Source organism: Gluconobacter cerinus, from assembly GCF_002723935.1.
In the GTDB taxonomy this organism is placed as follows: Bacteria; Pseudomonadota; Alphaproteobacteria; order Acetobacterales; family Acetobacteraceae; genus Gluconobacter; species Gluconobacter cerinus.
In genome coordinates this window covers 348,648-371,522 of the sequence record NZ_BEWM01000003.1, presented here as the reverse complement: position 1 = coordinate 371,522, position 22,875 = coordinate 348,648, and the positions used below count along the sequence as shown (strand labels likewise).

Annotated in this window: 17 protein-coding genes; 8 read left to right on the top strand and 9 right to left on the bottom strand. The window is 53.4% G+C overall.

Annotation, left to right across the window (positions count from 1 at the left end; all coding sequences use genetic code 11):
- Positions 1-18 precede the first annotated feature (18 nt).
- The 4 genes from GCE01_RS08870 to GCE01_RS08855 are packed head-to-tail and all read right to left on the bottom strand — an operon-like array spanning position 19 to position 6,946.
- Positions 19-2,451, bottom strand: a complete 2,433-nt coding sequence (locus GCE01_RS08870; RefSeq protein WP_099212529.1) for an ABC transporter permease — start codon at positions 2,449-2,451, stop codon at positions 19-21.
- A 5-nt stretch (positions 2,452-2,456) separates the two neighbouring features.
- Entirely contained in the window at positions 2,457-4,913 is a 2,457-nt protein-coding gene (locus GCE01_RS08865) for an ABC transporter permease (RefSeq protein ID WP_099212526.1), read from the bottom strand.
- 15 nt (positions 4,914-4,928) lie between these two features.
- Positions 4,929-5,612, bottom strand: coding sequence for an ABC transporter ATP-binding protein (locus tag GCE01_RS08860; protein ID WP_099212523.1), 684 nt, complete (start codon positions 5,610-5,612; stop codon positions 4,929-4,931).
- Positions 5,613-5,626: 14 nt separating this feature from the next.
- Positions 5,627-6,946: an efflux RND transporter periplasmic adaptor subunit gene (locus GCE01_RS08855; protein ID WP_244591143.1), complete on the bottom strand. Its 1,320-nt coding sequence runs from the start codon at positions 6,944-6,946 to the stop codon at positions 5,627-5,629.
- Between the two features lie 199 nt (positions 6,947-7,145).
- Here GCE01_RS08855 and GCE01_RS08850 point away from each other — a divergent pair, with 199 nt between their 5' ends.
- Together GCE01_RS08850 and GCE01_RS08845 are read left to right on the top strand one after the other, a co-directional pair.
- The gene (locus tag GCE01_RS08850) at positions 7,146-8,315 is read left to right on the top strand and encodes a sigma-54-dependent transcriptional regulator (RefSeq protein ID WP_099212710.1); all 1,170 of its coding nucleotides are present in this window, start codon (positions 7,146-7,148) and stop codon (positions 8,313-8,315) included.
- Positions 8,316-9,536: a sensor histidine kinase gene (locus GCE01_RS08845; protein ID WP_099212521.1), complete on the top strand. Its 1,221-nt coding sequence runs from the start codon at positions 8,316-8,318 to the stop codon at positions 9,534-9,536.
- Positions 9,537-9,921: 385 nt separating this feature from the next.
- Here the strand turns inward: GCE01_RS08845 and GCE01_RS08840 are convergent, their stop codons facing one another.
- The 4 genes from GCE01_RS08840 to GCE01_RS08825 form a co-directional block, all read right to left on the bottom strand.
- Positions 9,922-10,251 carry a hypothetical protein gene (locus GCE01_RS08840; protein ID WP_244591142.1) on the bottom strand — a complete coding sequence of 110 codons (330 nt, stop codon included), beginning with the start codon at positions 10,249-10,251 and terminating at the stop codon, positions 9,922-9,924.
- A gap of 89 nt (positions 10,252-10,340) precedes the next feature.
- A complete protein-coding gene (locus tag GCE01_RS08835) occupies positions 10,341-10,598 on the bottom strand; it encodes a hypothetical protein (protein ID WP_244591141.1) in 258 nt (85 codons plus the stop codon).
- Between the two features lie 227 nt (positions 10,599-10,825).
- Entirely contained in the window at positions 10,826-11,365 is a 540-nt protein-coding gene (locus GCE01_RS08830) for a hypothetical protein (RefSeq protein ID WP_099212517.1), read from the bottom strand.
- A 242-nt stretch (positions 11,366-11,607) separates the two neighbouring features.
- On the bottom strand, positions 11,608-12,294 hold the full coding sequence (locus GCE01_RS08825) for a LexA family transcriptional regulator (RefSeq protein ID WP_099212515.1): 687 nt from the start codon (positions 12,292-12,294) through the stop codon (positions 11,608-11,610).
- A 118-nt stretch (positions 12,295-12,412) separates the two neighbouring features.
- On the opposite strand from GCE01_RS08825, the gene GCE01_RS08820 reads away from it, so the two are divergent.
- From GCE01_RS08820 to GCE01_RS08810, 3 genes are all read left to right on the top strand, one after another.
- Positions 12,413-12,703, top strand: coding sequence for a hypothetical protein (locus GCE01_RS08820; protein WP_244591140.1), 291 nt, complete (start codon positions 12,413-12,415; stop codon positions 12,701-12,703).
- Between the two features lie 302 nt (positions 12,704-13,005).
- Positions 13,006-14,181, top strand: a complete 1,176-nt coding sequence (locus tag GCE01_RS08815; RefSeq protein ID WP_099212513.1) for a YcjF family protein — start codon at positions 13,006-13,008, stop codon at positions 14,179-14,181.
- Between the two features lie 21 nt (positions 14,182-14,202).
- Positions 14,203-15,429 carry a GTPase gene (locus GCE01_RS08810; protein ID WP_099212511.1) on the top strand — a complete coding sequence of 409 codons (1,227 nt, stop codon included), beginning with the start codon at positions 14,203-14,205 and terminating at the stop codon, positions 15,427-15,429.
- 546 nt (positions 15,430-15,975) lie between these two features.
- Here GCE01_RS08810 and GCE01_RS08805 read toward each other — a convergent pair.
- A complete protein-coding gene (locus tag GCE01_RS08805) occupies positions 15,976-16,968 on the bottom strand; it encodes a helix-turn-helix transcriptional regulator (RefSeq protein ID WP_099212509.1) in 993 nt (330 codons plus the stop codon).
- A gap of 166 nt (positions 16,969-17,134) precedes the next feature.
- On the opposite strand from GCE01_RS08805, the gene GCE01_RS08800 reads away from it, so the two are divergent.
- From GCE01_RS08800 to GCE01_RS08790, 3 genes are read left to right on the top strand one after another with little or no spacing between them, the layout of a single operon-like run.
- A complete protein-coding gene (locus GCE01_RS08800) occupies positions 17,135-19,762 on the top strand; it encodes a hypothetical protein (protein ID WP_099212507.1) in 2,628 nt (875 codons plus the stop codon).
- A gap of 38 nt (positions 19,763-19,800) precedes the next feature.
- Positions 19,801-22,248 (top strand): dynamin family protein, encoded by a 2,448-nt coding sequence (locus GCE01_RS08795; RefSeq protein ID WP_099212505.1) that lies wholly within the window; start codon positions 19,801-19,803, stop codon positions 22,246-22,248.
- Positions 22,238-22,813 carry a hypothetical protein gene (locus GCE01_RS08790; RefSeq protein WP_099212503.1) on the top strand — a complete coding sequence of 192 codons (576 nt, stop codon included), beginning with the start codon at positions 22,238-22,240 and terminating at the stop codon, positions 22,811-22,813. The genes GCE01_RS08795 and GCE01_RS08790 overlap by 11 nt, the downstream gene beginning before the upstream one ends.
- Positions 22,814-22,875 lie beyond the last annotated feature (62 nt).

Here is a 22,875-nt window from a genome sequence, read left to right as displayed (position 1 = left end):
GGTGAGTAGAGCAGCGGTTCATGAAGAGCCCAGAGCGATGGCCGGTGCACTGCGGGCACCGCGGCGGATCTGGAACAGAGTGGTGAGAACGGCGAGCGCGAGTACGATCAGGGCAGTCAGAGCAAAATAGAGCGGAGAAAGGCTGATCCGCCGGTCAAACCCGGACAGCCAGTTACGCATCACCCACCAGGCAACCGGCCACGCGGCGATGTTCGCAATCATGACGGGCCGCAGGAACTGAAGGATCAGAAGGCGCGTCACCTGTTGGGCTGTTGCGCCAAGCACTTTACGGACCCCGATTTCGAATAATCTGCGGCGGACGTTGAACACGGCGATGCCGTAGAGCCCGACGCAGGAAATAGAGAGAGTCACAAAGGAGGCGACAATCATCAGCATTCCGCGCTGCTGTTCTGGCCGGACATCCTCATCAATGATGTCACCGACACTGCGCAGATTCAGCGCGCTTTCCGGGTAGACCTGCTTCCAGATCGTAGCGATTGCTGCTCGCGTTGTGTTTTCAGGAGCGTTTCTGTAGCGGACAGAGAGTACGCCGTACCCAATCGGTCCTGATATGGCATAGTAAAGCGCAGGTGTGACGCTGGCCCGACTGTCCTTGAAACGCATGTCGGCAATGACGCCGATGATCGTTTGGACGTCCTTGCCATGCAATGTGATCGGCGTTCCGATGGCACTTGCATCATTAGCGAACCCAAGCGCTCGCACTGCGGATTCATTGATAACGACATTATGTGTGCCGAACGCCAACGCCTGGCCGGTGAGGAAACTGTCGAATGGGGCCGCGGGCATAGGGCGACTGTCGTAATCATGAGAGCTGTCGAACAGGCGCCCGGCGAGAAGGTGTGCCCCCCAGACAGGAAGCGTCGAGGATTGTGTTCCGATCACAGCCAGTATGGCAGGCGTTGCATTTCCTGGGCGGGTTGTGTCGAAGGTTATACCTGCGCTGCCTCCACCGGGTGCATCATCTGAAACCGTGGCGCCAGTGACGCCTGGAAGGTCACGTACAAGATCGCTTAATCGCTGCTGGCGCAGACGCTCGGTCGGGTCATTCGGCAGATGGCTTACGAGAAGGCCGGATTGATGGAACCCACGGTCCATGGTCTGGAGCAGGTGCGTCTGGCGCCAGATGACCAGCGTGCAGATTGTCAGTGTCACAGCGAAGGAGAACTGAACGATGGTCAGCCCTTCGCGCAGGCGGCTCCCGAGGCGACCGCTTCCTGGCAGGCGGGCTGAGGAGAGAACCGTAGCCGGCCGGAAGCGTGAGAGGACCCATGAGGGATAGGCTCCTGCGCAGGCCCCTCCGATGACGGAGGTAATGATAAGGAGAGGCACTGCAAAGCCGAAATCGAGCCGGATGGGCCAGCCACTCAGCGTAGTGATCCAGGGCAGCGTCAGTTCAGTCAGGGCGAGGGCGACAAAGGCCGCGATCAATGCCAGCCCGATGGCTTCTGCCGTAAACGACAGCCCCAGCATCAAGACCGTTGCTCCCAACACCTTGCGCATAGCGACTTCACGGGCCCGGGTTGCCGCAAGAGCTGTGGACAGTGTGACGAAGTTAACCAGCCCGGCGCCGAGCGCTAGCAAGCCGACGATGCCTAGGATCACTGGCAGGCGTTTATCAGTCCCTCGCATACCAATGGTGGCGTCGAAGAAGTGCAAACTGGTGAGAGCACGCCCGCGGACAACATATTTTTTAGCCTCTTGTTCCGACAGCCCTGCGGCATGTCGCTGGACGAGACCTTGGAGGAGGGCGGGGAACTGAGATGCGACCGATGGCGAGACCCGCACCCAGATCTCAGATGTGGCCATTGGCCAGAGATCATTGATGTGCAGGGCTGCCCCCGAAGAGGGAACAATGATGTCAAATCGTGGTGTGGTATTCGCGGGAAGTTCCTTCAGAACGCCCGTGACATGCAGTCTGTGAGTCTGCCCTTTCTGGGTCAGGTCGAGTGTTTTTCCAAGAATGCCATGGTCGGTCCCGAAGAAGCGTAGTGCTTCTGCCTGTGAGAGGACCACGCCGTCTGGGACCAGAGCAGTTGCGGGATCTCCTTCCAGAAGCGGCAGGGCAAAGACATCGAAGAGATGCGGGTCGGTGCGCGCAATGAAGACGTCCCAGGCGTTTTCATTGACGCGAATGGTCGCTCCGGAAAAGCCTCGCAGGACGGCGGTCGCGTTCCAGTCCGGATGTTCGGCGCGTAGTGCGTCGACCAGGCGGATGCTGGAGACGGAAGCCTCGCTGTCATCGAACGCGTCCAGCCGGTAAATGTCCGCAGCGTGTGGAATCCAGCGGTCAAAGCTGAATTCGTAACGCACGATCAGGGCCAACGTGAGAAACGTTGCCATACCGAGTGCCATGCCAAGCACGTTCAGTGTTGTGAACAGACGGCGCTGGACGATGCCGCGCCAGAAAACCAGGGCGATATGGGACAGCATGAAGCTTACTCCGCTCTGAGCGCACAGGCCGGTTCGGCGCGAGCGAGCCGTAGTGTTTGTCCAAGGACGGTGAGGGCCGCGATGGCAATGGTTACGCTGACGACAATCGCGAAATCGAGCCATGAGACGGCGATCCGCTGATGGAAGCCTGAAAGCCAGGACTGCGCCACGAGCCATGCCGGGACAGCGGCGAGGACGCAGGCAACAAGCACGGGGCGCAGAAAATCACGCAACATGAGCGTGAGGACCTTCTGGCTCGTCGCCCCCAAAGCCTTGCGGATGCCAACTTCATGCGTTCTGCGAAGTGCAATAAAGGACGCAAGCCCATACAGCCCGAGGCACGCAATAGTGACGGCAATCCCTGAGGCGATGGAAAACAGCCAGCCGCGTCGCTGTTCCGTGATGTAGAACGTGGACATACGTTCCTGAACCGTCTCGAAGCCGTAAGGGGCATCCGGGAAAACTTGATCCCATGCCAACTTGAGGCGTGTTCTCATGATGTTTTCAGAGGCACCAGAAAAGCGGACCGATGCGTGCGGATAGCTCTGAGGCGCGGTGGAATAGAACGTGATCTGGGGTGAGACGTCTTCGCGTGCGGAAATGAAAAGCATGTCTTTGGTCACGCCGATGACCCGTAACGTGACACTTCCGCTCTTAAGCAAAGCACCAACAGCGCTTTCAGGCCTCACAAACCCCAGTCGGGACAGAGCAGTACGGTTGAGGACCACGTTCCAGGTTTTACCTGGCGCCTTGTAGAATGCATCGTCCCCGGGGCTGTCGTCTTCCCCGTGGCTGCTGTCAAACCAGCGCCCGGCAAGCAGGCGAGGACGATACGTCGTGGCATAGTCGCCAACGATCGTATCTCCAAGGACGTGAATGTCTCCGCTATGCGAGCCCACGGGTGTGACATCAAATCGGTGACGATTGTCGATATTCGGGGTGAGTTCGGAGAGACATGTGGACACCACGCCCGGGGTGTGACGCAGGGCTTCGATGAGGGCGCGCTGCTTTCCGGCATCATTCGCCATGTCGCCGGAACTGATAAGCACGCCTTCGCGTACGAAGCCTAAATCCAGCGTCTGCATGAAATTGGCCTGCCGGTTCACCACGAGCGTACAGATCGCGAAGGCCACGGCGAATGCGAACTGTATGATGACGAGCCCATTCCGCAGACGCGCCGCGCTGCGGCCGCCGGACGGCATCCGGGTTGCGGCAAGGACGTGTGCCGGTTGGTAGGACGAAAGAATGAGCGCCGGGTAGAGGCCGCAGGCAAGGCCAGTCAGCAATACGACCCCGAAAAGGAAGGGAAGCGTAAAGCCATAGTCCATATGCAGGGTCGTACCGGTGAGGGCAGCCGTAAAAGGAAGGGCAACTTCACACAGGGCGAGCGCGAGTGCGCCCCCTACGGCGGTATTGACTATGGCTTCCCCTACGAACTGGACGAACAGTACCATTCGCGTGGCGCCCAGTGTCTTACGGATAGCCACCTCGCGTGCGCGCAGACCAGCCCGCGCCGTTGCGAGATTGACGGCGTTGAAAACGGCGAGCAGGAGCGCCAGAACACCGATCAGTTCAAGAATATTCACGACCGAGCGGTCGGTTGCCTCATCTCCGCCAATGACCTGTAGATCGTGAAAATGCGTTTCGCGCAGGCTGACCAGTGAAAGGCCGAAGTGGCGTTCGGGATGGACACCTTCGCTGTTATCGTCATTCGCGTCTCCGGATGCGTGATCGATCACAAAACGGGTCAGGTTTTGTGAGATTACACCGCGATCGACGGCATTATGTACCCGAATGAAAATATCGCCTGCACTGGAGCCCCAGCGTGTGAATTGCGGTTTTTCCATCTCGTAGGCGGGAATGGGCGTTAAAGCGTCTGGTCTAATCGTCACAGGTCCGCTTGGACGGGCGAGTATGGCCGTTACCGTCTGGCTGACGCGGTGGCCTTCATGGTCTGTCGTGATGATGCGTCCGAGCACATCCGTCGTGCCAAACAGGGCCTGTGCCGTGTTGGCTGAAAGGACGATCGCGTCCGGCCGGGTCAACGCCGTGCGTGCATTGCCGCGTTCGAGCTTCAGAGTGATGACATCGAAAAAAGATGGATCGACCATAGCGGTGTCGGCTGTGACCCTGCGATCGCCTGCACGAAGCTGATAATCCGCTGTTTCGTAGCGTGTCGTGGCAAGGATCTGAGGGAAGTCCGTATGCAGGAACGGAAACGCGATGAACGGCACATCGGCGTTCTCCTGAGGGGCGTTTCCGGGATTCATGTGATGAGCGTCCAAGCGCAGAACATTCGCAGCGTCAGGAATGGATGCGTTGAAGCTGTATTCATACCGAACCTGCAACGTCAGAACGAGACAGACCGCCATACCGAGCCCCAGCCCGATCACGTTGAGAGCCAGATAAAGAGGCTGACGCCGGGCCTGACGAACGATATTGCGCAAGATGGTGATGAGCATGACGCTTACTCCACCTCAGATAGCGTTGCGGACGGAGACCACGACCTGACCGTCGAGCATGTCGATGCGGCGGCGGGCGAGGTCGGCGTGGCTGGGAGAGTGTGTGACCATGATAATGGTTGCGCCTTCGTCATTGAGGCGCTGGAGGATATCCATCACCTGTGCGCCGTTATCGGTGTCCAGGTTACCGGTTGGCTCGTCAGCGAGGATCAGGCTGGGCTGGCCTACGATGGCGCGCGCAATGGCCGCGCGCTGCTGCTGGCCGCCTGAGAGTTGAGAAGGATAATGCCGTGCGCGATGCGCGATGCCGACATGGTCCATCGCATGCGCAACGCGCTCCCTGCGCTCGCTTTTTGGCATCTCACGGTAGATGAGTGCGAGTTCGATGTTTTCTTCGATCGTCAACTCATCGATCAGGTTAAAACTCTGGAATACATATCCCAGATGTTCCCGGCGGAATTTGGCCAGTTCTGCTTCGTTCATTGCGGTCAGTTCCTGTGTGCCGAAGCGATAGGAGCCACCGGTTGGCCGGTCGATCGTGCCGAGGATATTGAGCAGGGTGGATTTGCCGCAGCCTGAAGGCCCCATGATTGCGACGAATTCGCCGGTCTCGATCTGAAGGTCGATGTCCTGCAGGGCCGTGGTTTGCACCTCATCGGAACGGTAGAGGCGCTGGATATGAGAGAGTTCGATCAGCATGATGTTCGGCCCTGTCAGTGGATCGAGAGATGGTTGAAATTCTTGTAGGAATTGTAGGAGGAGACGATCACCCGATCGCCGTCATGCAACCCGCCGGTGATTTCGAGCTGCTCGGGATTGCGACGCCCGGAGGTAATTGAAACTCGGTCAGCGCTGTGATCTCCGGATGCCATGACAAAGGCCGAAGAGCCGCCACTCGCCTCCAGCCATGCGCCATTTGGCAGGACGAGAGCACGATGAGTTTCACCGAGCGTGATACGCAGATCGACGCTTTCTCCGCGCCTTAACCCTGCTGGCGGAGGACGGTCGAACGTGAGTTCCGCGCGAAACTGGCCGTTCGTAACCTGTGGATGCACGCGGGATACGGTCATTGGCAGTTTTGTGTCGCCAAGATCAGCCTCGGCCCGTTCGCCGATTGCGACGCGACCTAGATAGAACTCGTCAATGTCTGCATCGAGACGATACTGTCCCTCGCTGTCGATCTGACCGATCTTATCTCCAGCTTTCAGTGACTGCCCCGGCTGGAGGTCAAAATTGGTCAGTCGGCCATCCAACGGCGCACGAAGGACGAGTGCATTGAGGCTGCTCTCCACGACGTCCAGATTGGACCGCAGCCGCTGGGCTTCTTCGTCGATCTCGTTTCCCTGCCGATCCGCGACCTTCAGATCCAGTGTCAGTGCATTTTCAAGGCGTTTTAGGCGCTGGGCGTAATAGTCAGCCTCGTCACGATAGGACTGAACGTTCGCGTCAGATTCAAAGCCTTGTCCGTGAAGTTGCTGGCGGATGGAAAGCTCGCGCTGGGCCTTGAGGAGATTATATCGGGCCTCGGCGAGCTGCGTTTCTTCGGTTGTGCGCGTCTGTTGCAGGGTCAGGCGCTGGGCACTAACTGCACCGAGTTGGCTTGCGATCTGCGCTTCTCTGGATGTGACGTCCAACTGGAGCTGAGGATTGGTCAGATGTGCCAGAACGTCCCCCTTTTTCACGAGGGCACCATCCTTTGCCACGACTTCAGAAACCTCTCCGCCCTGTATGGCGTCGATAAAAGTGACGTTGAGCGGAGCAACGGTGGCGCGAACTGGAAGGTAATCGAGAAAGGGTGCGGACTGTACTGTCGCGACTGTCAGCTGGTCCTGAGATACCGAAAGCGTTCCCGACGCGGGTACGAGACGCCATCCAGCCCAGAGAAGACCGATGACTACAACGGGAGCGCCATAACGCAGGGTCTTCCGGAGTACGACCTTACGCCGTGAAGGAGGGACCACCCGATCCATAACTGCGCCTGATGCCGGGCGCATCGTAGTGTTCGACGACGCTTTGGAAACGGGTTGATCCATGCACTGTTTCTCCTGTTGGCAAACAGTGTATCATGGAGATTATCGAATTTATCTCATTGACAAATAAGGGAGAAATTAAGGTATCTATCTAGGATATGTCCGGTTTCGAACGTGGTGTCCGGAACCGGACACCTTTGAAAGGCCTGTCAAGATCGAAATGAATGACTTCCGCAACGAATCGGGAGAAGGAAAGTCCTTAGTGCCCCGTCTTCTCTTCGTCGATGATGATCGCGATGTGCAGATTGCTGCGAGGCTATTATTTCGCAAAAGTGGGATCGAGATGCTGTCCGCGTATGGAGCGGAAGAGGCTCTGACACAGCTTGCATCTTTCCCTGTGGACCTTGTGCTGCTGGATCTCAATTACAGGAAGGGCGAAAGTAGCGGCGCAGAGGGACTGGCCTTACTCAGAGATATCCTGGTTCTCCGTCAGGATCTGCCCGTGATCGTCGTAACCGGCCATAGCGGCGTAACGATTGCGGTTGCAGCGATGCGGGCAGGCGCTGCTGATTTCGTTATGAAGCCCTGGAATAATGAGCGCCTTCTTGCGCTGGTTGGCACAACTTTGAAGGGGCGTCGGGCCGATCAGGCGGCTGAAACCGATCCTGTTATGATCGTGGCATCGGAAAAACTGCGCCGTGTTGTCACTGAAGCCGACCGCTTGGCCATTACTCGTGCTCCACTGGTCATTACAGGGCCGTCCGGGGTTGGAAAGATGCTGCTTGCACGGCGCATTCATGCGCTTTCTCAGGAGAGCAATCCTGCAGTGACGATCCGCGCGGAAGATTGCGAGGAACTGCCGGAAGAAGGCGGAACGTGGATCTTTCGCAACTTTGAAGCGCTGTCTGCACCTATGCAACGACATCTGGCAGACAGGCTGGATGAACCCGCACCCCCACGGGTCATTGCCCTTTCATCTGTGGATCATACTGGTTTGAAGGCTGCTCTTGACCCGCGACTGATGCTGCATCTTGGGATGGTAATACTGCCGCTGTCGCCTCTTCACGAGCGACCGGAGGATATCCTTGCCCTAAGCGGACATTTTTCACGCTATTCCTCAGTTCGACACGGGCTGATTGAGCCAGTGATAGATGAAGAGCGGCGTCAGTTGCTCTGTGGAGAAGCATGGCCGCAAAACGTGCGAAGCCTTCGTGCAACCGTTGAGCGGGCGGTCCTCACGGGAAGATGGAGCTGGACATCATCCAACGGGCAGGACGCGGCTTCAAAAAGCACGCCTACATTGCGCGATACAGAGCGGTCCTTGATCGAGGCAACTCTTCACAAACACGGATTCAATGTCACACAAGCGGCGCGGGAGCTGGGCCTGACACGACCGGCGCTCTACCGCCGGATGGCAAGGTATGGGCTTTAAATGCGGGTTGCGATTGAAACGCTTCTGCTGCTTTCCGGCATCGTAGCGGCCTGTCTGATCACGGCTCCGGCGTGGCAGCACGGGTTTTACGCAACGGCTGTTCTGCTATCGTGCCTGGGATTGTTTTGTGCTGGCTCTGTCGTAGATGCACAGATCCGTATGGCGCGACGCCTGAAACGACAGGAACCTTCTGTCGTGCGATCTGTGGATCGGGAAAAACTACGCAATCGGGCGCTGCTGGACCATGCTCCGGTTCCGCTGCTGATCCAGTATGTTGATGGCACCCTGCATGCTGCCAATCGCGCGGCACGGCGTCTCTTCATGACGGAAGGTGTCCTCCGCGATCCACCACCACCACTTGTAATGGCATTAGAAAATGACGCGACGGGGCCAGAGAAACGTTTGATCCGACTGGCGTCCAGCGGAGGCTCATCCCGGGTCTACGCGTTATCAGTGGGGAAGGGTGGGGGCGCCGGAGGCATCGTGGCGTATCTAGCACTGACAGACGTTGAAGCCGGACTGAACGCTGCTGAAGCACAGGCACTTCGTGATCTGTTGCAGATTTTGAGTCATGAAATCATGAACTCCCTCACACCCATCGTTTCTCTGTCGGCGACGGCAGAGGATCTGTTTGCCGAACAATGCAATTTGAAGAGAGAGCGTTATGAGACAGACGATCTGATCATCGAGGCACTTGGGACAATCCGTCGCCGTACTGAAGGGTTAGATCGTTTTGTTCGTGGTTACCGTGATCTTGCCCGCCTGCCAGAGCCGGATCTGAAATTAACGGATCTTGGTGCATTGGTTCAGGAGATTGTCCGAATTTTTACTGCGCGATGGAAGGAATGCGTGGCGCTGGATGTCGTTGTACCGTCCGGCCGTATCATGGTTCGGCTTGATGCCGTGCAGATGGAGCAGGCGCTGTTAAACCTTCTGAACAATGGCGCGGAGGCTGCTCTCACACAGCCTGATCCTCATGTGCAACTGGCTGTCGAAGCAGTGAATGACACAATTGCTATCCGTGTTCGCGATAATGGACCGGGTATAGATATGGATCTACGGGACCAAATCTTCGAGCCGTTTGTGTCATTCAAATCTGGAGGAAACGGAATCGGATTGCCTCTCGCGCGCCAAATTATCAGAGGTCACGGTGGTAGACTGGGATTAGGGATCACGGACGAGAAATCACATTGGAAAACAACGTTTGATGTACAATTATAATATCTTCCGCAAGGAAAAAGCAGGTTTGCAAACGCCATGTGAGATAGGCAGGTTTCTTCATTTATAAGCTCCGTAACCCTCTCAAATTGCCACTATAATATGTTGGATTAAGAGCCGGGGTATAATTAGGGGTATTATAAAATGCTTATCGAAAGTTCTCTTTGAAAAATCATACAATTAACCGTTCAAATACATTGACATCCCCCCGCCATTCTATATATTCTATAAAATTTCATAGCGCTTTTAGTGTCGTAGATCTGGTATTTTCCCGTCATTTTATTCGCTCTGTGATAGCCCTTAAGCTCATGCAGCGTCGGGGTATATATTGGGGTATCGGATGCTGACGGATATTCAGCTTGCGTGGCCTTAAGCCAGCAGAAAAACCTTACAGACATGCTGATACGGGGGCTTGTTCATTTTCGTATAGCTCAACGGCTCGCAACGACGGCGCATGAAGTATCGCCTCGGCGCCTGCGTCGATTGTGCCCCCGGAGACGATGGCTGATGCTGCGTCGGTTCCGCCTGCTGCAAAAAGAAAGCCGCCTGCGCTGACAACGGTCCCAAGGGCCTGACCGCCTGCCATGACATATTCGTTGCCACCAGGCTCCAGTTGAAGATCCGAGGTGCTGGCCCCGGAACCGACATAGACACTGTCACCGTCACCTATCGTGACAGTGTTTAAAGACTGACCTGAGGACAGAAAAATATCGGACATGGAGAGCAACCTTACATTTTGGGCGTGAAGGCGTCGTGTTTCAGGGGAGGCATGTCATCAGACGTCGTCCGACGCGGTTCAGCGCCGGATCATTGATGGACGAGGACGGGCGTGCAGTGGGGTGCTGACACTTTGGGGGGTTCTGTAAGCAGGCCTGGCGTCATCAGCGCAGAGCAGGAAAAGACGCGTCCACGCACTGTTGTGGCTGTATAGGACAACTGCTGACCGCCCAGTCCGTCGGGGCTGGTGGCCTGAACATTGCTGACCGTCAGTTCATCGGAAGAGGCCAGTCCGATCATCTGTGCTGTTGCAGCCTGCAACGGCACGATCGCGTCATTGGGCTGCATCTGTGTGCAGCCTGCCATCATCAGCAGACCAGGCAGTGCGAGGGGATATTTTGAGGGTGTGTTCCTTTACTTATGTCCGACAGAAATGAGGAAAACCATTTCGAAACCGGACCATTTTGCTGTGTGGGCGCGTTCAGGAAGCAGGCCTTGGGAAGGATCCGGCTCTGCCAATCCTTGTGTCTGGAAACTCAGGGTCTTTGAGATCTGATGGGTCGAAAAGCGTCAGGTCAGGTGTCAGGACCTTCGGGCGGGGACATCTGCGTCTGATCCTGCGAGATCGCCTGCACCTGTTCGTTCTCGAGATGCGTGGCCCGCCAGAGCAGGGCCGGGGCGATCAGGAGAAACACAGCACCGATGGCGGGCGTGAAATAAAGCTGGAAGGTCGAAAAGAAGAAGAAAAATCCGCTTGTGGTCGTCTGGGCGGATTGCAGGAAGATGTAGATCCTGACCAGGCAGAACAGGGACAGCGCATAGCAGGCGCGATCGCAGTAATGACGTGGGACATTGAAGCTTGCCCGTACCCGGCTGAGGGTGGAGGCTGCGAAAGCGGCAACCGTGATCCAGAGCAGGAAGCCAAGAACATGAAAGCCGCTGAAGCCAATCTGCTGATAGGACGCCATATCGCGTTCGACATGGCGGTGGGCACAGGGCAGAAGTCCGGCCAGAATGACACAGATCACGGAGGCGATCAGGAGGTCTTCAGGCCGCCGTGCAAAGAGCACAAGCCGCTCTTTGATCTTCTCGAAGTCGATATCTTTCTGGTCCATGACGCTCTCCGAAACAGACGTTCCGCATGCTCTCGTGAAATGGCGAAAGGGCAGGAGGAGCGTTACAGCTCGGTCAGCGGGCAGGGGAGAGAGAGGATAACGATCATGGCGGCCTCCTGAGATACCCGATAGGGCGGTGAATCTCAGGCCATAATAGGCGACGAATCGCCTTAGTCAATGATTATTCGTATATAGAATGGCGCGATTAATCGCATAAGACGTTTCTATCTGCCTGGGCAAGCCTAACTGACCAGCGGTCCGCCTGACCAGATCACTTCCCCCAGAAGTGTCAGGGCCTGCGCTTCGTCTGGTGAGAGATCCTGCGGGGGATAGCGATCATGATCTGCGAGTGCACGGATCCCGCCGCCCAGACATCGCTCAAGACGACAGATGAGAATGTTGCCCTCGACCCGTAAGGCAAAGACAGAACCGCCCTGAACGGTGACGCTGGCCGTATCAATCATGGCGAGGTCGCCCTCCCGCAGGGTGGGTGTCATGGCATCGCCTGTCACGCTGATCAGTCTTAATCCGGTCGTCTCACGTGCGACGGTGGCTTCAAGCCAGGCTTTGCTGACGCGCAGACCCTCATCGCGATCATCGATCCAGGGGATGACAGTCTGGTGGCCGCCACGCGTCGGGGCTTCAGAGGAGCCTGCTACATGAGCCGTTGTGATGGGGGCATCCCCAACGCCGAAAGCAAGCCAGTCCAGGGAGACGCCACAAACCCGGGCGAGGGAAGCGACAGCCGACAGCTTCATCTCACTACCGCCCATATAATCCCTCAGGGTCGTATAGGGGACGCCTGCGGCCTTGGCGGCGTGGGTGATGCCGATGCTTTGGGCGGCTTGACGCAGGCGCTCGCCGCGCTCGCGGAGGAGGGTGAGTTGGTCATCCATGAGGGGGCGCTTTCGAAGGCGTGATCGGGCCATGCAAACATCCTGAACCAGAGATGTCTGTATTTAGGCGAAAATACGCTTTAATATATAGTCGAATAAACGTATGTTTCTGCATCAAATGGTGACGCGGAGCCTCGTAGGTCATCGCGGGATGCCCGCATATCCCGACTGTTCTGTCCAAGGGGTTTTCATAACCGACGATGCGCATGGCCTGTCCCTGTCCTCTCACCGGGACCCTCGACTGGAGGAGTTGCACGCAGGGTTGCATAAAGTGATGCGACTGGTGGAACTCCAGCATTATCTGCTCTGCAGCCGGCTCGGTGGTCTGAAGGCCGAGAGTGAGGCGGCCCACATTCTGGAAGGCGTCATTGTTCTGGGCACCGTGCTGTATCAGAAGCTCGCGCATCTTCTAGGGATATGCCGGGAGGCCGGGCGGCTGTGAGGCTTGCGCTATGGAGGTAAAGCTTGGTGGGTAATGCGCGATTTATAAACGCGACAGCCTGATACTTGCTCGGCGTTGGCGTGGAAATGCGTGTAGATTCCGGACGTATGTCGTAGGGCAAGTGGTATTCAAAAAATGTCGCTCTTGGGCGGGGGGGGGGAGCGGTATGTCTGCTGTTAGACAACGAGAGTAGAAAGCCGTCATTCATATTATCGACCTTCATGCCAAGTAAAACGTAATTTTGGCGACAAACATTCTCGAAAGTTTTTGTGACATAGATTGTCATTCAGGCGATTATCTGATTGAATCCTGTAACGGAAAAGAATTTAGGTGAGTGCTTCATTGTGGTAAGGTCTATTCCATCTGCAGATTCTATACTGAAACTCAAGGATGATGCCCTTGGTTTCTGGGATGAAATTTCCAAAAAGCATAAGAAGGCTAATATCCTTATCTGCGGCAAGACCGGTGTCGGAAAAAGCACTCTCATTAATGCCGTTTTCCGGGACAAACTGGCCGAAACTGGTATTGGACGTCCCGTCACGCAGAAGCTCAGCGTGGTTAGTGTCGATGGTGTACCTCTGAATATTCTAGATACTAAGGGCCTTGAGCTTGAAGACTATCAAGTCATTCGCGACGGAATCATCAACGAGGTTCGTCGTCGACGCGGGCATGATGGTGATGACTACGTTCATGTGGCCTGGCTGTGCATTGCTGAACCAGGAAAGCGTATTGAAGATGCTGAGTTTCAGCTCGCCTGGGATCTGCACGAACTTGGAGTGAAGGTCATTGTCGTTCTGACGAAATCCCATTCCTTTATTATGGCCAATGAGTTCGTTGCCATCGTGAAAGCTAAGTTTGAAGGGCTCGCACACGCTGTGGTTCAGACCCGGGCCATTAAAACGCCTCGTTATGACGATGACGAGAATGTTGTGGGCGCTTACAATATCCGTGGCATCGACGAACTTATCCATGTGTCCTACGAGGTTATCCCGGAAGCCCAGCAGCAGGCATTTGCCAATGCCCTGAATATCGAGACCAAAGAAGGCCTTCAGAAAAAGAAGGAGGAAGCAGCCAAAATTATCACTGTCTCCAGCGCTGCGGCAGCTGCTATTGGAGCGACCCCCATTCCTTTCTCAGACGCAATTCTGCTGTTCCCGGTCCAAGCCACGATGATTGTGAAGATCTCGACTATATTTGGGATGTCAGTCACAAAAAGCAGCGTTCTTCCTGTCCTGACCACTCTGATTGGCTCTTCAACTGCCACACTAGTGGGCAAAACAGTCGTGACCGGCATTATGAAAATGGTTCCGGGTCTTGGTTCGTTCATTGGAGGAGCCCTGTCGGCCACAGTTGCCAACCGTCTAACGTCTGCTATGGGCTCGACCTATGTAGATGTATTAGTGAGCTTGACTGAAGAAGGCCGTCCGCTGGAACTAGGGGAAGCCCTCAATGCCCTCAAAAACAAGATCGGTCTGTAAGGGTTTTAGGAATATCAATTTATGACTGACGCCAAAGTCGATAATGGTCTGAGCGATGAAGCGCGAAAAACCCTTGAGGACTTCCAATTACAGACACGGGATTTCTACAAGAAATTTCTGGCGGGCAACAATGCTGCCAATATCCTGATTTGCGGCAAGACGGGGGTGGGTAAAAGTACCCTCATTAATGCTGTTTTTGGTGATCATCTTGCCAAGACGGGAATTGGACAACCTGTTACCCAAGGCATTGAACTCATCGAGAATCCCCCCAACCCTATCCGTATCCTCGATACAAAAGGTTTGGAGCTCGCGGATTACGCAACGATCCTCGGCGGAATTATCGACGAAGTGAAACGTCGTCGCGGTGCAGACCCGGACGACTATGTCCATGTGGCATGGCTTTGTATCAGCAATGATTCTGCCCGTATTGAAGATGCTGAAATACGATTGGCAAAAGCTCTGACTGACCTTGGGCTAAAAGTCATTGTGGTCCTGACAAAGGTTCGGCTTTTCAAGGACAAAAGTTTTTTGGAGCAGGTCGAAAAAATCCTTGGTCCTTATGTCGCTTGCATCGTAATGACCAGAGGGCTGGCCTACGAAGAAGAAGACGAAGAGGCCGAAGGTGATGACGGCAATCCAATTGTCCATAGGTATAAAGTCAAGGGCCTTGATGACCTCATCTCGATGTCTTATCGTTTTATCCCAGAAGCCCAGCGTCAGGCTTTTACGAATGTTATCTCAGGCCTGAACAAAACAGCAAAAGAACTCAGGGAAAAAGAAGCCCGTAGTTTTGTCGCCAAATTCAGCGCAAATAATGCTACAGCACTACGTACAATAATTCTGCAAAACAAAGCGGACGAAGCAGATATTGTTCCGTCCATTATTTCGGCTATGTATATCAGGATCTGTTATATATTCGGCGTTGCAAATGACGGGAATGATGTAAAGCAGGTTGCCAAGCTCGTCACAACCCATCTTCGAGAGCATCGAGAGAAAGCTGAAGCATCAAACGGTAATACGTCCATCTTCACACTTTTCTTTTTCCCTTTAGCATTTTTCTCCTATTTGTTCCGGGCGAGCGGGCCAGAAACTGGGCAGATTCAGGAGCTTCTTTCACAGGCTGGGAACCAGCTCATTGATACCATTTCGAACATGGTTCAGAACAAGGAAGAAACCACTATCAGAAGCGTTTTCCTGAGATTCGGAGACGCCAGTCTCAAGGTGCTTTCTGCTCCTCCATCAAATTAGTAATATTCCTTGAATCAAGTATTTTGAATCGTTCTGGCACGAGCCCATCGTTGGGTGCGGGGCCTTAATCACGTCTGGCTTCGGAAAGGCACGAAATTCGATCGAACGGCCAGCATGAAGGCGTAAGCGGACCGGGTGCTTTCGCCTACTTTTTGCCGTTTCCGAAGGCCGATCTTGTTTCTCGCAAGCAGACATCGGTATCAGCCATCTTTTGCTTCATCGCGGTTTATCAGAACTTTACCAGATCAATACTTCCAAAAGATGAGTAGCGCCTTGTTTATCAGTTCATCGGCGAACAGATCGTTATCTATGTGATTACTGCTGTCCGGAAAATCGATAATGAGATTTATGAATTAACTTCGAAACTGACAGAGTAAACTACTTTCTTGGTAAAAATCCAGCTTCAGCCTACACACCGGATATACAACATGCCGACATGCTTCCGCCTGGCGGAATTCGGAAAACCTTGTAGAAAACCAGCGAGACGCCATTAATCCCAATAATGATGCTCCTATCCGTCCAGGTCAAACCTTATATCGGTTGGCCTCACGGCAAAGCTCGAAACACCCTCTGATAACCAAGAACCATTTGACGCAGCGTTTCCGGAGCGAGAACCTCGACAGACTCCCCCCAAGAATAAAGATGCCACGCCATTTCAAGATGGCCTGAAGCCTTAAATTTCACAATCAAAGAACCGTCTTCAGTTGTCTCGGTTGTCTGGTTCGGATGAAAGACGTAGCGCCGTGCGTGTTCTGCTGCCTCGGGGCGAAAACACCAGACAACCTCTCCGAACTCAGCATCATTTATGAAAGAACCAAATCCACGTTCCGCATGTTTTTTCAAATCGAAATCAGGATCGATTTCGAATGCATGATCAAGCACTTTGGCTTCATGGAGTTCTTCCACGCGAAAGTGTCGTATCTGTGCATCCATTCCTTTTTTTACATCTCGAGCGACAAGATAACGGCGCACTCCTAGAAGTAAGCCATAGGGAGCCACAATTCGTTCATGCGGCACATCTTCCCGATGTTTTTGATAAAGAATACGAAGCAGATTTGGCCCCTTAAGTGCCTCATAAATCGCTTTGATTACATCGTCTGCTGCCGCTGGACGAGGACCCGGACGAGTAGCATATCCGAGCATCTCAAGCACCGCCTCTTTATCAACATCCAGACGCGTCCGCTGAACTGGCGGGACAAGAGCGTTGATTTTGCACTCAAGATTTCGAACGCGTGCAGCCTCGTGTTTCATTCCAGCACGATCAAGCAGTGTCACAGCTTCTGATAGCGCTATAAGTTCGTCTGACGAGGGCGTAAGTAACGGTGCAATAGTCCGTACCGCCATCAGCCATCGCATACGGCGATCCTGTCCTTGGATGGATACAACCTGAGGAAAAATAGCCTCAAGGGCCGAAGTCATGCGTTGAGCGGTCCTATGGGAGCAACCAAACGTTTCCGCGATCTCTTCGAGAGCAACGCCCCCCTGCTTGGTGGCCATCATAGCCAGTTGGAGGATATCCTGCGCCTTTGCGAATGACATACAGCTCTCATGACAGATTTTGACACCCTATCAAGATATAAGGTCTCTCAAAGGGCGAAAGCAAGGGTTCTCTTTGTGTATCCATATGCTACGCTTTTGCATCAAAGGGTTACCATTAGCACAGCATGTATCACGTTTACATGTTGTAGAAAGGGCGTGTGAAAGTATGTCGGCTGTTCCAGATCAAAGTCCGTCTGTTTTCCAAGAACTCTCTGGGCGTTACAGAGAGGTGCTGTTTTCGAGCGTCATTACTAGCTTCGGTCTGGACGCCCTGCTATTTAGCAATGATGAAGCGAACGGCCATGTGGACACAATCCACAACGTTGCCAAGAGCGCGAAAAATGGTGAAAATCCGACGTTCAAAAGAACGAAACATGCCGATGCATATGCCAGACGCGGAGAATACGAAAGCGCGCAATATCACTCTGATTCCGCGTATATTGCCAAAGGCAAAGAGTGGAATAAAGAACGCGATGCTGGCAATTTAAGGGATGCTTACACAGGCAAGACTATAAAACCTGGCGACAAATATGACCGTGACCATGTGGTTGCAGCTAAAACAATTCATGACGATCCACGGAGAGCCTTGTCTTCTCTGAATGGAGTGGATCTCGCCAACCAAAGTAGCAATCTTCAACCGACAGATCGCTCAATAAACCGCTCTAAACAAGCCGACTCTGCTGAAGTATTTCTTATAAGACTACAAAAACAGCGGGAATCAAATCTTGCCGAAGCCGCAAGCCTGCGAAAGTCAATTGTGGACGGCTCCGCTCCTGATGGCGCAGAAAAGAAACTTAAATCGCTCGAAGCCAAACTAGTTGTTGATGAGACAAAACTGAAAGAAGCGACGCACAACGCAGAGAGGGCGATGTCACGGCAACACAACGTCGCTTACTATACGAGTAAGGACTTTATTGGCGCTACATCCAAGCATGCTTTAGCTGCCGGTTTTAAGATGGGTGCCAGGCAGGGACTAGGCGTGGTTTTGCTCGAACTTTCAGTCGCTGTGCAGGAAGAATTCCCATCACTTATCCAGCGATGGCAGCAAACACCGACCTGGAAGGAAAAGCTTGATCTGAAACCCATTCTCGAACATGTGGCCACCGTGCTCCGCAACGCATGGGAGCGCATAAAAGGGAGATTGAGTCACATCTGGAGTGAAATGAAGAGCGGCTTTACCGCTGGCGTGCTCTCTGAGATCGTGACCACGATCATCAACATCTTCACCGGCACAGCCAAAAAAGCCATGAAGATGCTGAGGAGTTTCTGGAGCGCGATCGTCACTTCTCTCCGCATCCTTATCTATAATCCTGACAACCTCGGCCAAGAAGAAAAACTCGCTGCTGTAATGCGCCTTCTGTCCATTGCCGTCGGTGCGGTAATTCAGCCGATCATCTCCGAGGCGATCGACAAGCTGATCATGACATACGCTTCCGTGTTGCCGGGTTTTCTGCGTGAGGTTCTGTCGGAATTCGCAGGTGCAGCTGTTGGCGGGATGATCAGCGTAACACTCGCTTATGCAATCGACAACTCGCCACTCGTACTAAAAGTAGTCGAAATCGCGCACAAAATCGCCGACTTCACGGATGCTACCTATCAGAAGATCGCCCATATCACCGGAATTTTCTGGCAGAACCTGAAGAGCAGCATTGACACCCTAACTGACATTGCGAACTCGCCTGCCGTCGATCTTGCTGCTTTCGTTGCGTGTCCTCCCCTCGGTGTGGCGCTTTATTTCAACCGTAGGCTTAATCGCATCGAAACTACTTTGAGCCGCGTGGAACAAGGACAGGAACAGATAAAAAACAGGATTGAGAGCCTCAACTCGACTATGCGAACAGGCTTCGCGTCAGTCGAGCGTCTGGTTCGGGAAAATACCGCGCTTTTACATTGCGTCATCGACGGCCAGGAACGTCAGATGACCATGCTGGCTGAAATCAGGAACCAATTACGTTCTGGTTTCGCAGAAATGCATGACACCATCCATCTCGCCAAACTAGAAGGCGTCGAACTCAGTGCAATTCGGCAGCTTCAGGAAAATCTGAATGAGCTGTTGGCAAACTATCGCGACTGCGCCGCCATCTTGGAGCGAGGTGAGTTTCCACTGAAGCGTGATCTGGAAAAAATTGAGGAACTGGCAAGTTCACTTATCGGTAAATTCCAGACGCGCTTCAACGATCAACGTCCCGGTTCTCCGGCTCGCCTGCCACTCCTGACTGGAATGACCTTTGCACTCAGCACATGGCGCGACGCCCGGAACGCACTGGGCGACGGGCTTGAGATGTGTTTCCAGCGCGCGCGCGTTTTCGCGGAACTGGCACTTCGAGAACTTCATGCTTTGACCGGGTGCGCTACCCTCTGGGAGCTGGCTCAGGAAAACTCGTGGCTGACTGGCCAGTATATTCTGCTCCGCCGCACGCTCATCAAGATGCCTTCCTCCCAGAGGACTTTCGAGATCGATACGGACGACAACCTCGTCCCCGCCACCCTGTCTTTTACGCTGATCGGCTGGAACGACGGTCTCCAGCGCGCAAGGGATCTGATCGAGTACGCCAAGGCGGAAGAGCCTCTATCTGTCTTGCCGGTCAGGACATTCGACGACAGACACGGCTGGCAGAAGCTAATGGGATTGCCGAGGGGAACGAACGTGAATGAAATTCCGATGACGCAACTCCGTCACCGTCTGGGCATCCCCGCAGAAGTCACTCTTGGTGCCTCCGCTCTTGAACTCATGCGCGAAGCGCCTGCCTTGATCGAGAACAACCGTCTCGCTCTTGCCCAAGCGTTTTCCTGACCGACACATTCTTTCAACACAACTTGGAAATCCAGACCATGAATGAAACTGCCCACCCAACGCTCGATCTCAAGGGGCTTTTCAGAGATTGTGCTGCTTACTGGCAGCAGCGCACCATAGAGATCACTTCCGTCGCCGATGACATCGAGAAAGCCCTCTCTGACAGGCTGGACAGTGCGAGGCGCGAGAGTCTGACGAGAAAGCGCGAGGCTCTGGGAAATGCGGTTCAGACGCTTCTGGAGCATGTGAAATCTCCTGAACTCATTCTGGCTACGACCGGCACAACAAGCTCGGGTAAGAGCACTTTGGCAAATTTCTTGATTGGTGACAGTCTCCTGCCATCTGCCGTACAGGAAATGAGCGCGGGGCTTGTAACGGTACGGCATCACGATCAACGTCACACGTTGAAAATTGCATCCACGCGCGGCGCTACTTGGGACACTGGTGAATGGGACGACCTAAGCGCAGAGGAATTGCGCGCTCGCCTTGAAGAAACCATGGAACAATTCCGGGCTGCGGAGAAAGAAAATCCTTCTATCGAAGCAGTCCATTTCGAGATTGACTGGCCTATCCGTCTCGCCGGGGAAAAGGTACGCTTCGGCCTACCTGAAGGCACTCGCATCACGATCTTGGATCTGCCGGGGCTGAAAGCGATGAACGATGAGCGAAATGGCCCGATCATTCGTAAGAACATTACCCAGGCGCTCTGCCTTGTGGCTTACAATGCAGAGGAAACTGACGACAGAAAGCAAAAGGAACTGCTCAATCAGGTCATAAACCAAGTCACATCATGGCGGAAAACCTCCTCTGTTCTAGGAAGGATGCTGTTTCTACTCAACCGGATCGATGCCTTCAGTCGCAATGACAGCAACCCAGATACAAGTCTCAATAAATTTAGGAGCTACGTTACACAGCAGCTTCGCGGCGGTCTGATAAATGAGCTACCCGAAGAAAAAGTAATAATCGACGGTATAGAGCCTGCCACCATTTCATCGCTTCCTGCGCTTTGGGCTGTCGAGGCCGGTTTTTTTCAATCCACTCCGGAAAAGCAGCAGGACCGTCTGGAAAAAATTGAAGCGAATTTCAAGACCATTTTCCCAAAGGGTTACTGGAAAACTTATCCACGTGACTTTGAAGAGTTAACGGGCGATTTGCGCCGGCACCTCATTGCCGACACCTTGCGTTACTCTCATGCCAGTGATTTCGAAAGACGTCTGGGAGAGCATATTGCCGCCAATCTACCGGAAATCGCCCTTGCAGGACCAATGGATGCAGTATCAAAGGCCGCCAATGAACTCCTGATCGCACTTGACCAAACACTCGAAGCACATATGACGCGGACAGAGGAAGAAGCGGCAACTGCAAAAAAGCGTCTGGCGGAAATCGAGGATTTACTGACGCGAGAAGCCGAAGACGCCATAAGGCTTCTTGAAAAGCTCAATATCAGTCACAAACCCGAATTAGAAATATCAGCCATGAGTACATTTCTGGATATTCGTGAGGCGCTTGATTACATAGGACGCAGTGTGGGCAAGCCGGGTCTTTTGGCGCCGATCAAAAATCTTTCTGATGACGTCTTTAAACGTCCTCTCAATGATCTCGCGGATTATGCTAAAATCGTTATGAGGAGAGAAACTCCCGTTCCTTCACCTCTCATGATAGGAATTCCGACTCTTGCTGAGTTTACAGAAGCCTTGGAAAAGCTGCAGGCTTCCCCTTACGGAAGGGTCTGGCAGAGTGGAGGCCGTTTCTCAGAAGGCTCAGATGGAACTGCGGTCAAATCTGCTTTGAACGAATTTGGAAAGCAATTATCCATAATCATCAATTTCATTATTCCCGTTGCTGCAAATCAATCCGGGGATCGCATCGGGATCGTCTTTAAGGAATGCGCCTCTCTGCTTATCAATGGAATCGAGAAGAAAGGCGGTGAAGCCCTTGAGCAGGAATTACAAGCCTTTCCGGGCCTAAAAACCATTTTCGACGGTGAAATAACATTCCCTTCATTCAAAGGGACAGGTATTAAACTTATCCCAAAAATCGAAAATTGGCATCGCACCGAAATACGTGAAAAAAAAGAAATTTCTCACGAAAGATCAATCTGGACTCTTTATCTTTATGTTCATGAAGTAGAGAGATGTGTGAATGAAGAATACGAGATAAGAGGCATTTCAGTCGCCGGATTAGGTGACCTGTTCGCTGGGTTTCATAGAAGCACGGAAATTATACCTCTCGTGGAAACTTTTAAGAAATATATTTATACTCTTGTCGATGTTTTTTCAAAATATGTAACAAACAAGATCGAAAAAGGCATTGATGGCTATAAAAGGGCTATAGACCAGAGTATTGATACAGTTGACCAGAAGAAAGAACTCGAGCTTCAAACTCTGAAACAGCATAAGAGTGTCCTTATAAAGCTTTTGAATGCTTCAGTATATTTACCTGAGTGGAAACAGGCAGAAACGCTAGGAGGCGCTGATGTCGTTTGATTCGCAGTATTTCTCAAAAGAAACAAATAGGATGAAAACAATGGATAATTCCGGAGGCGGTGAGACTCTATGCTTGGCCGTGGCGGGTGCATTAGTAGCGATCGTCGGTACTATTTTAGTTAAAATTTACAGATATAATGCAGAAACTAATTATCCGCATTCCAATCCGTCAGAAACAGGCACTTCGTCTAGCGTTGCCGAAACACAGGTCCGCTTTGCTGCCGTCGTCGAGGCGCAGCTATTGCGCGAAACAGGACAGTCTCCAGACAAGGCGGAGAAGCTTTTCTCGGATGCTTCCATGCGATGGGCTGGATCTGAGGCGAAATGGAACGACAACACTAACCAGATGGGTGTTCTGCCCCTTTCGGAATGTCCTGAAGAGGACGGCAAAGACGTAATTGTGACGTTCACGAGTTCTCTTCCCGAATACAAAATTCCGACTAACAGGTTAGATATGTGTTCCTGCGTAGAGAATGCAGCGGTAGAGAAGAAGCTCGTTTTTTCTGGCTTCTATAACTGCCCACTGGTCCTTAATCCCACGCACTTTGGCTTCTTAGAGGGCTAGTCGAGCGCCGATTTCTAGCGGGTGGATTGGTTCTGCCGAAAAAGTTAATCATTGGCGGTTAA

What these genes read in the sequence shown, in the direction of transcription:
- GCE01_RS08870 (WP_099212529.1), bottom strand. Translation starts at nt 2,451, where the DNA reads ATGCTGTCCCATATCGCCCTGGTTTTCTGGCGCGGCATCGTCCAGCGC.
- GCE01_RS08865 (WP_099212526.1), bottom strand. Translation starts at nt 4,913, where the DNA reads ATGCTCATCACCATCTTGCGCAATATCGTTCGTCAGGCCCGGCGTCAG.
- GCE01_RS08860 (WP_099212523.1), bottom strand. Translation starts at nt 5,612, where the DNA reads ATGCTGATCGAACTCTCTCATATCCAGCGCCTCTACCGTTCCGATGAG.
- GCE01_RS08855 (WP_244591143.1), bottom strand. Translation starts at nt 6,946, where the DNA reads ATGGATCAACCCGTTTCCAAAGCGTCGTCGAACACTACGATGCGCCCG.
- GCE01_RS08845 (WP_099212521.1), top strand. Translation starts at nt 8,316, where the DNA reads ATGCGGGTTGCGATTGAAACGCTTCTGCTGCTTTCCGGCATCGTAGCG.
- GCE01_RS08840 (WP_244591142.1), bottom strand. Translation starts at nt 10,251, where the DNA reads ATGTCCGATATTTTTCTGTCCTCAGGTCAGTCTTTAAACACTGTCACG.
- GCE01_RS08835 (WP_244591141.1), bottom strand. Translation starts at nt 10,598, where the DNA reads ATGCAGCCCAATGACGCGATCGTGCCGTTGCAGGCTGCAACAGCACAG.
- GCE01_RS08830 (WP_099212517.1), bottom strand. Translation starts at nt 11,365, where the DNA reads ATGGACCAGAAAGATATCGACTTCGAGAAGATCAAAGAGCGGCTTGTG.
- GCE01_RS08825 (WP_099212515.1), bottom strand. Translation starts at nt 12,294, where the DNA reads ATGGCCCGATCACGCCTTCGAAAGCGCCCCCTCATGGATGACCAACTC.
- GCE01_RS08820 (WP_244591140.1), top strand. Translation starts at nt 12,413, where the DNA reads ATGCCCGCATATCCCGACTGTTCTGTCCAAGGGGTTTTCATAACCGAC.
- GCE01_RS08810 (WP_099212511.1), top strand. Translation starts at nt 14,203, where the DNA reads ATGACTGACGCCAAAGTCGATAATGGTCTGAGCGATGAAGCGCGAAAA.
- GCE01_RS08805 (WP_099212509.1), bottom strand. Translation starts at nt 16,968, where the DNA reads ATGTCATTCGCAAAGGCGCAGGATATCCTCCAACTGGCTATGATGGCC.
- GCE01_RS08800 (WP_099212507.1), top strand. Translation starts at nt 17,135, where the DNA reads ATGTCGGCTGTTCCAGATCAAAGTCCGTCTGTTTTCCAAGAACTCTCT.
- GCE01_RS08795 (WP_099212505.1), top strand. Translation starts at nt 19,801, where the DNA reads ATGAATGAAACTGCCCACCCAACGCTCGATCTCAAGGGGCTTTTCAGA.
- GCE01_RS08790 (WP_099212503.1), top strand. Translation starts at nt 22,238, where the DNA reads ATGTCGTTTGATTCGCAGTATTTCTCAAAAGAAACAAATAGGATGAAA.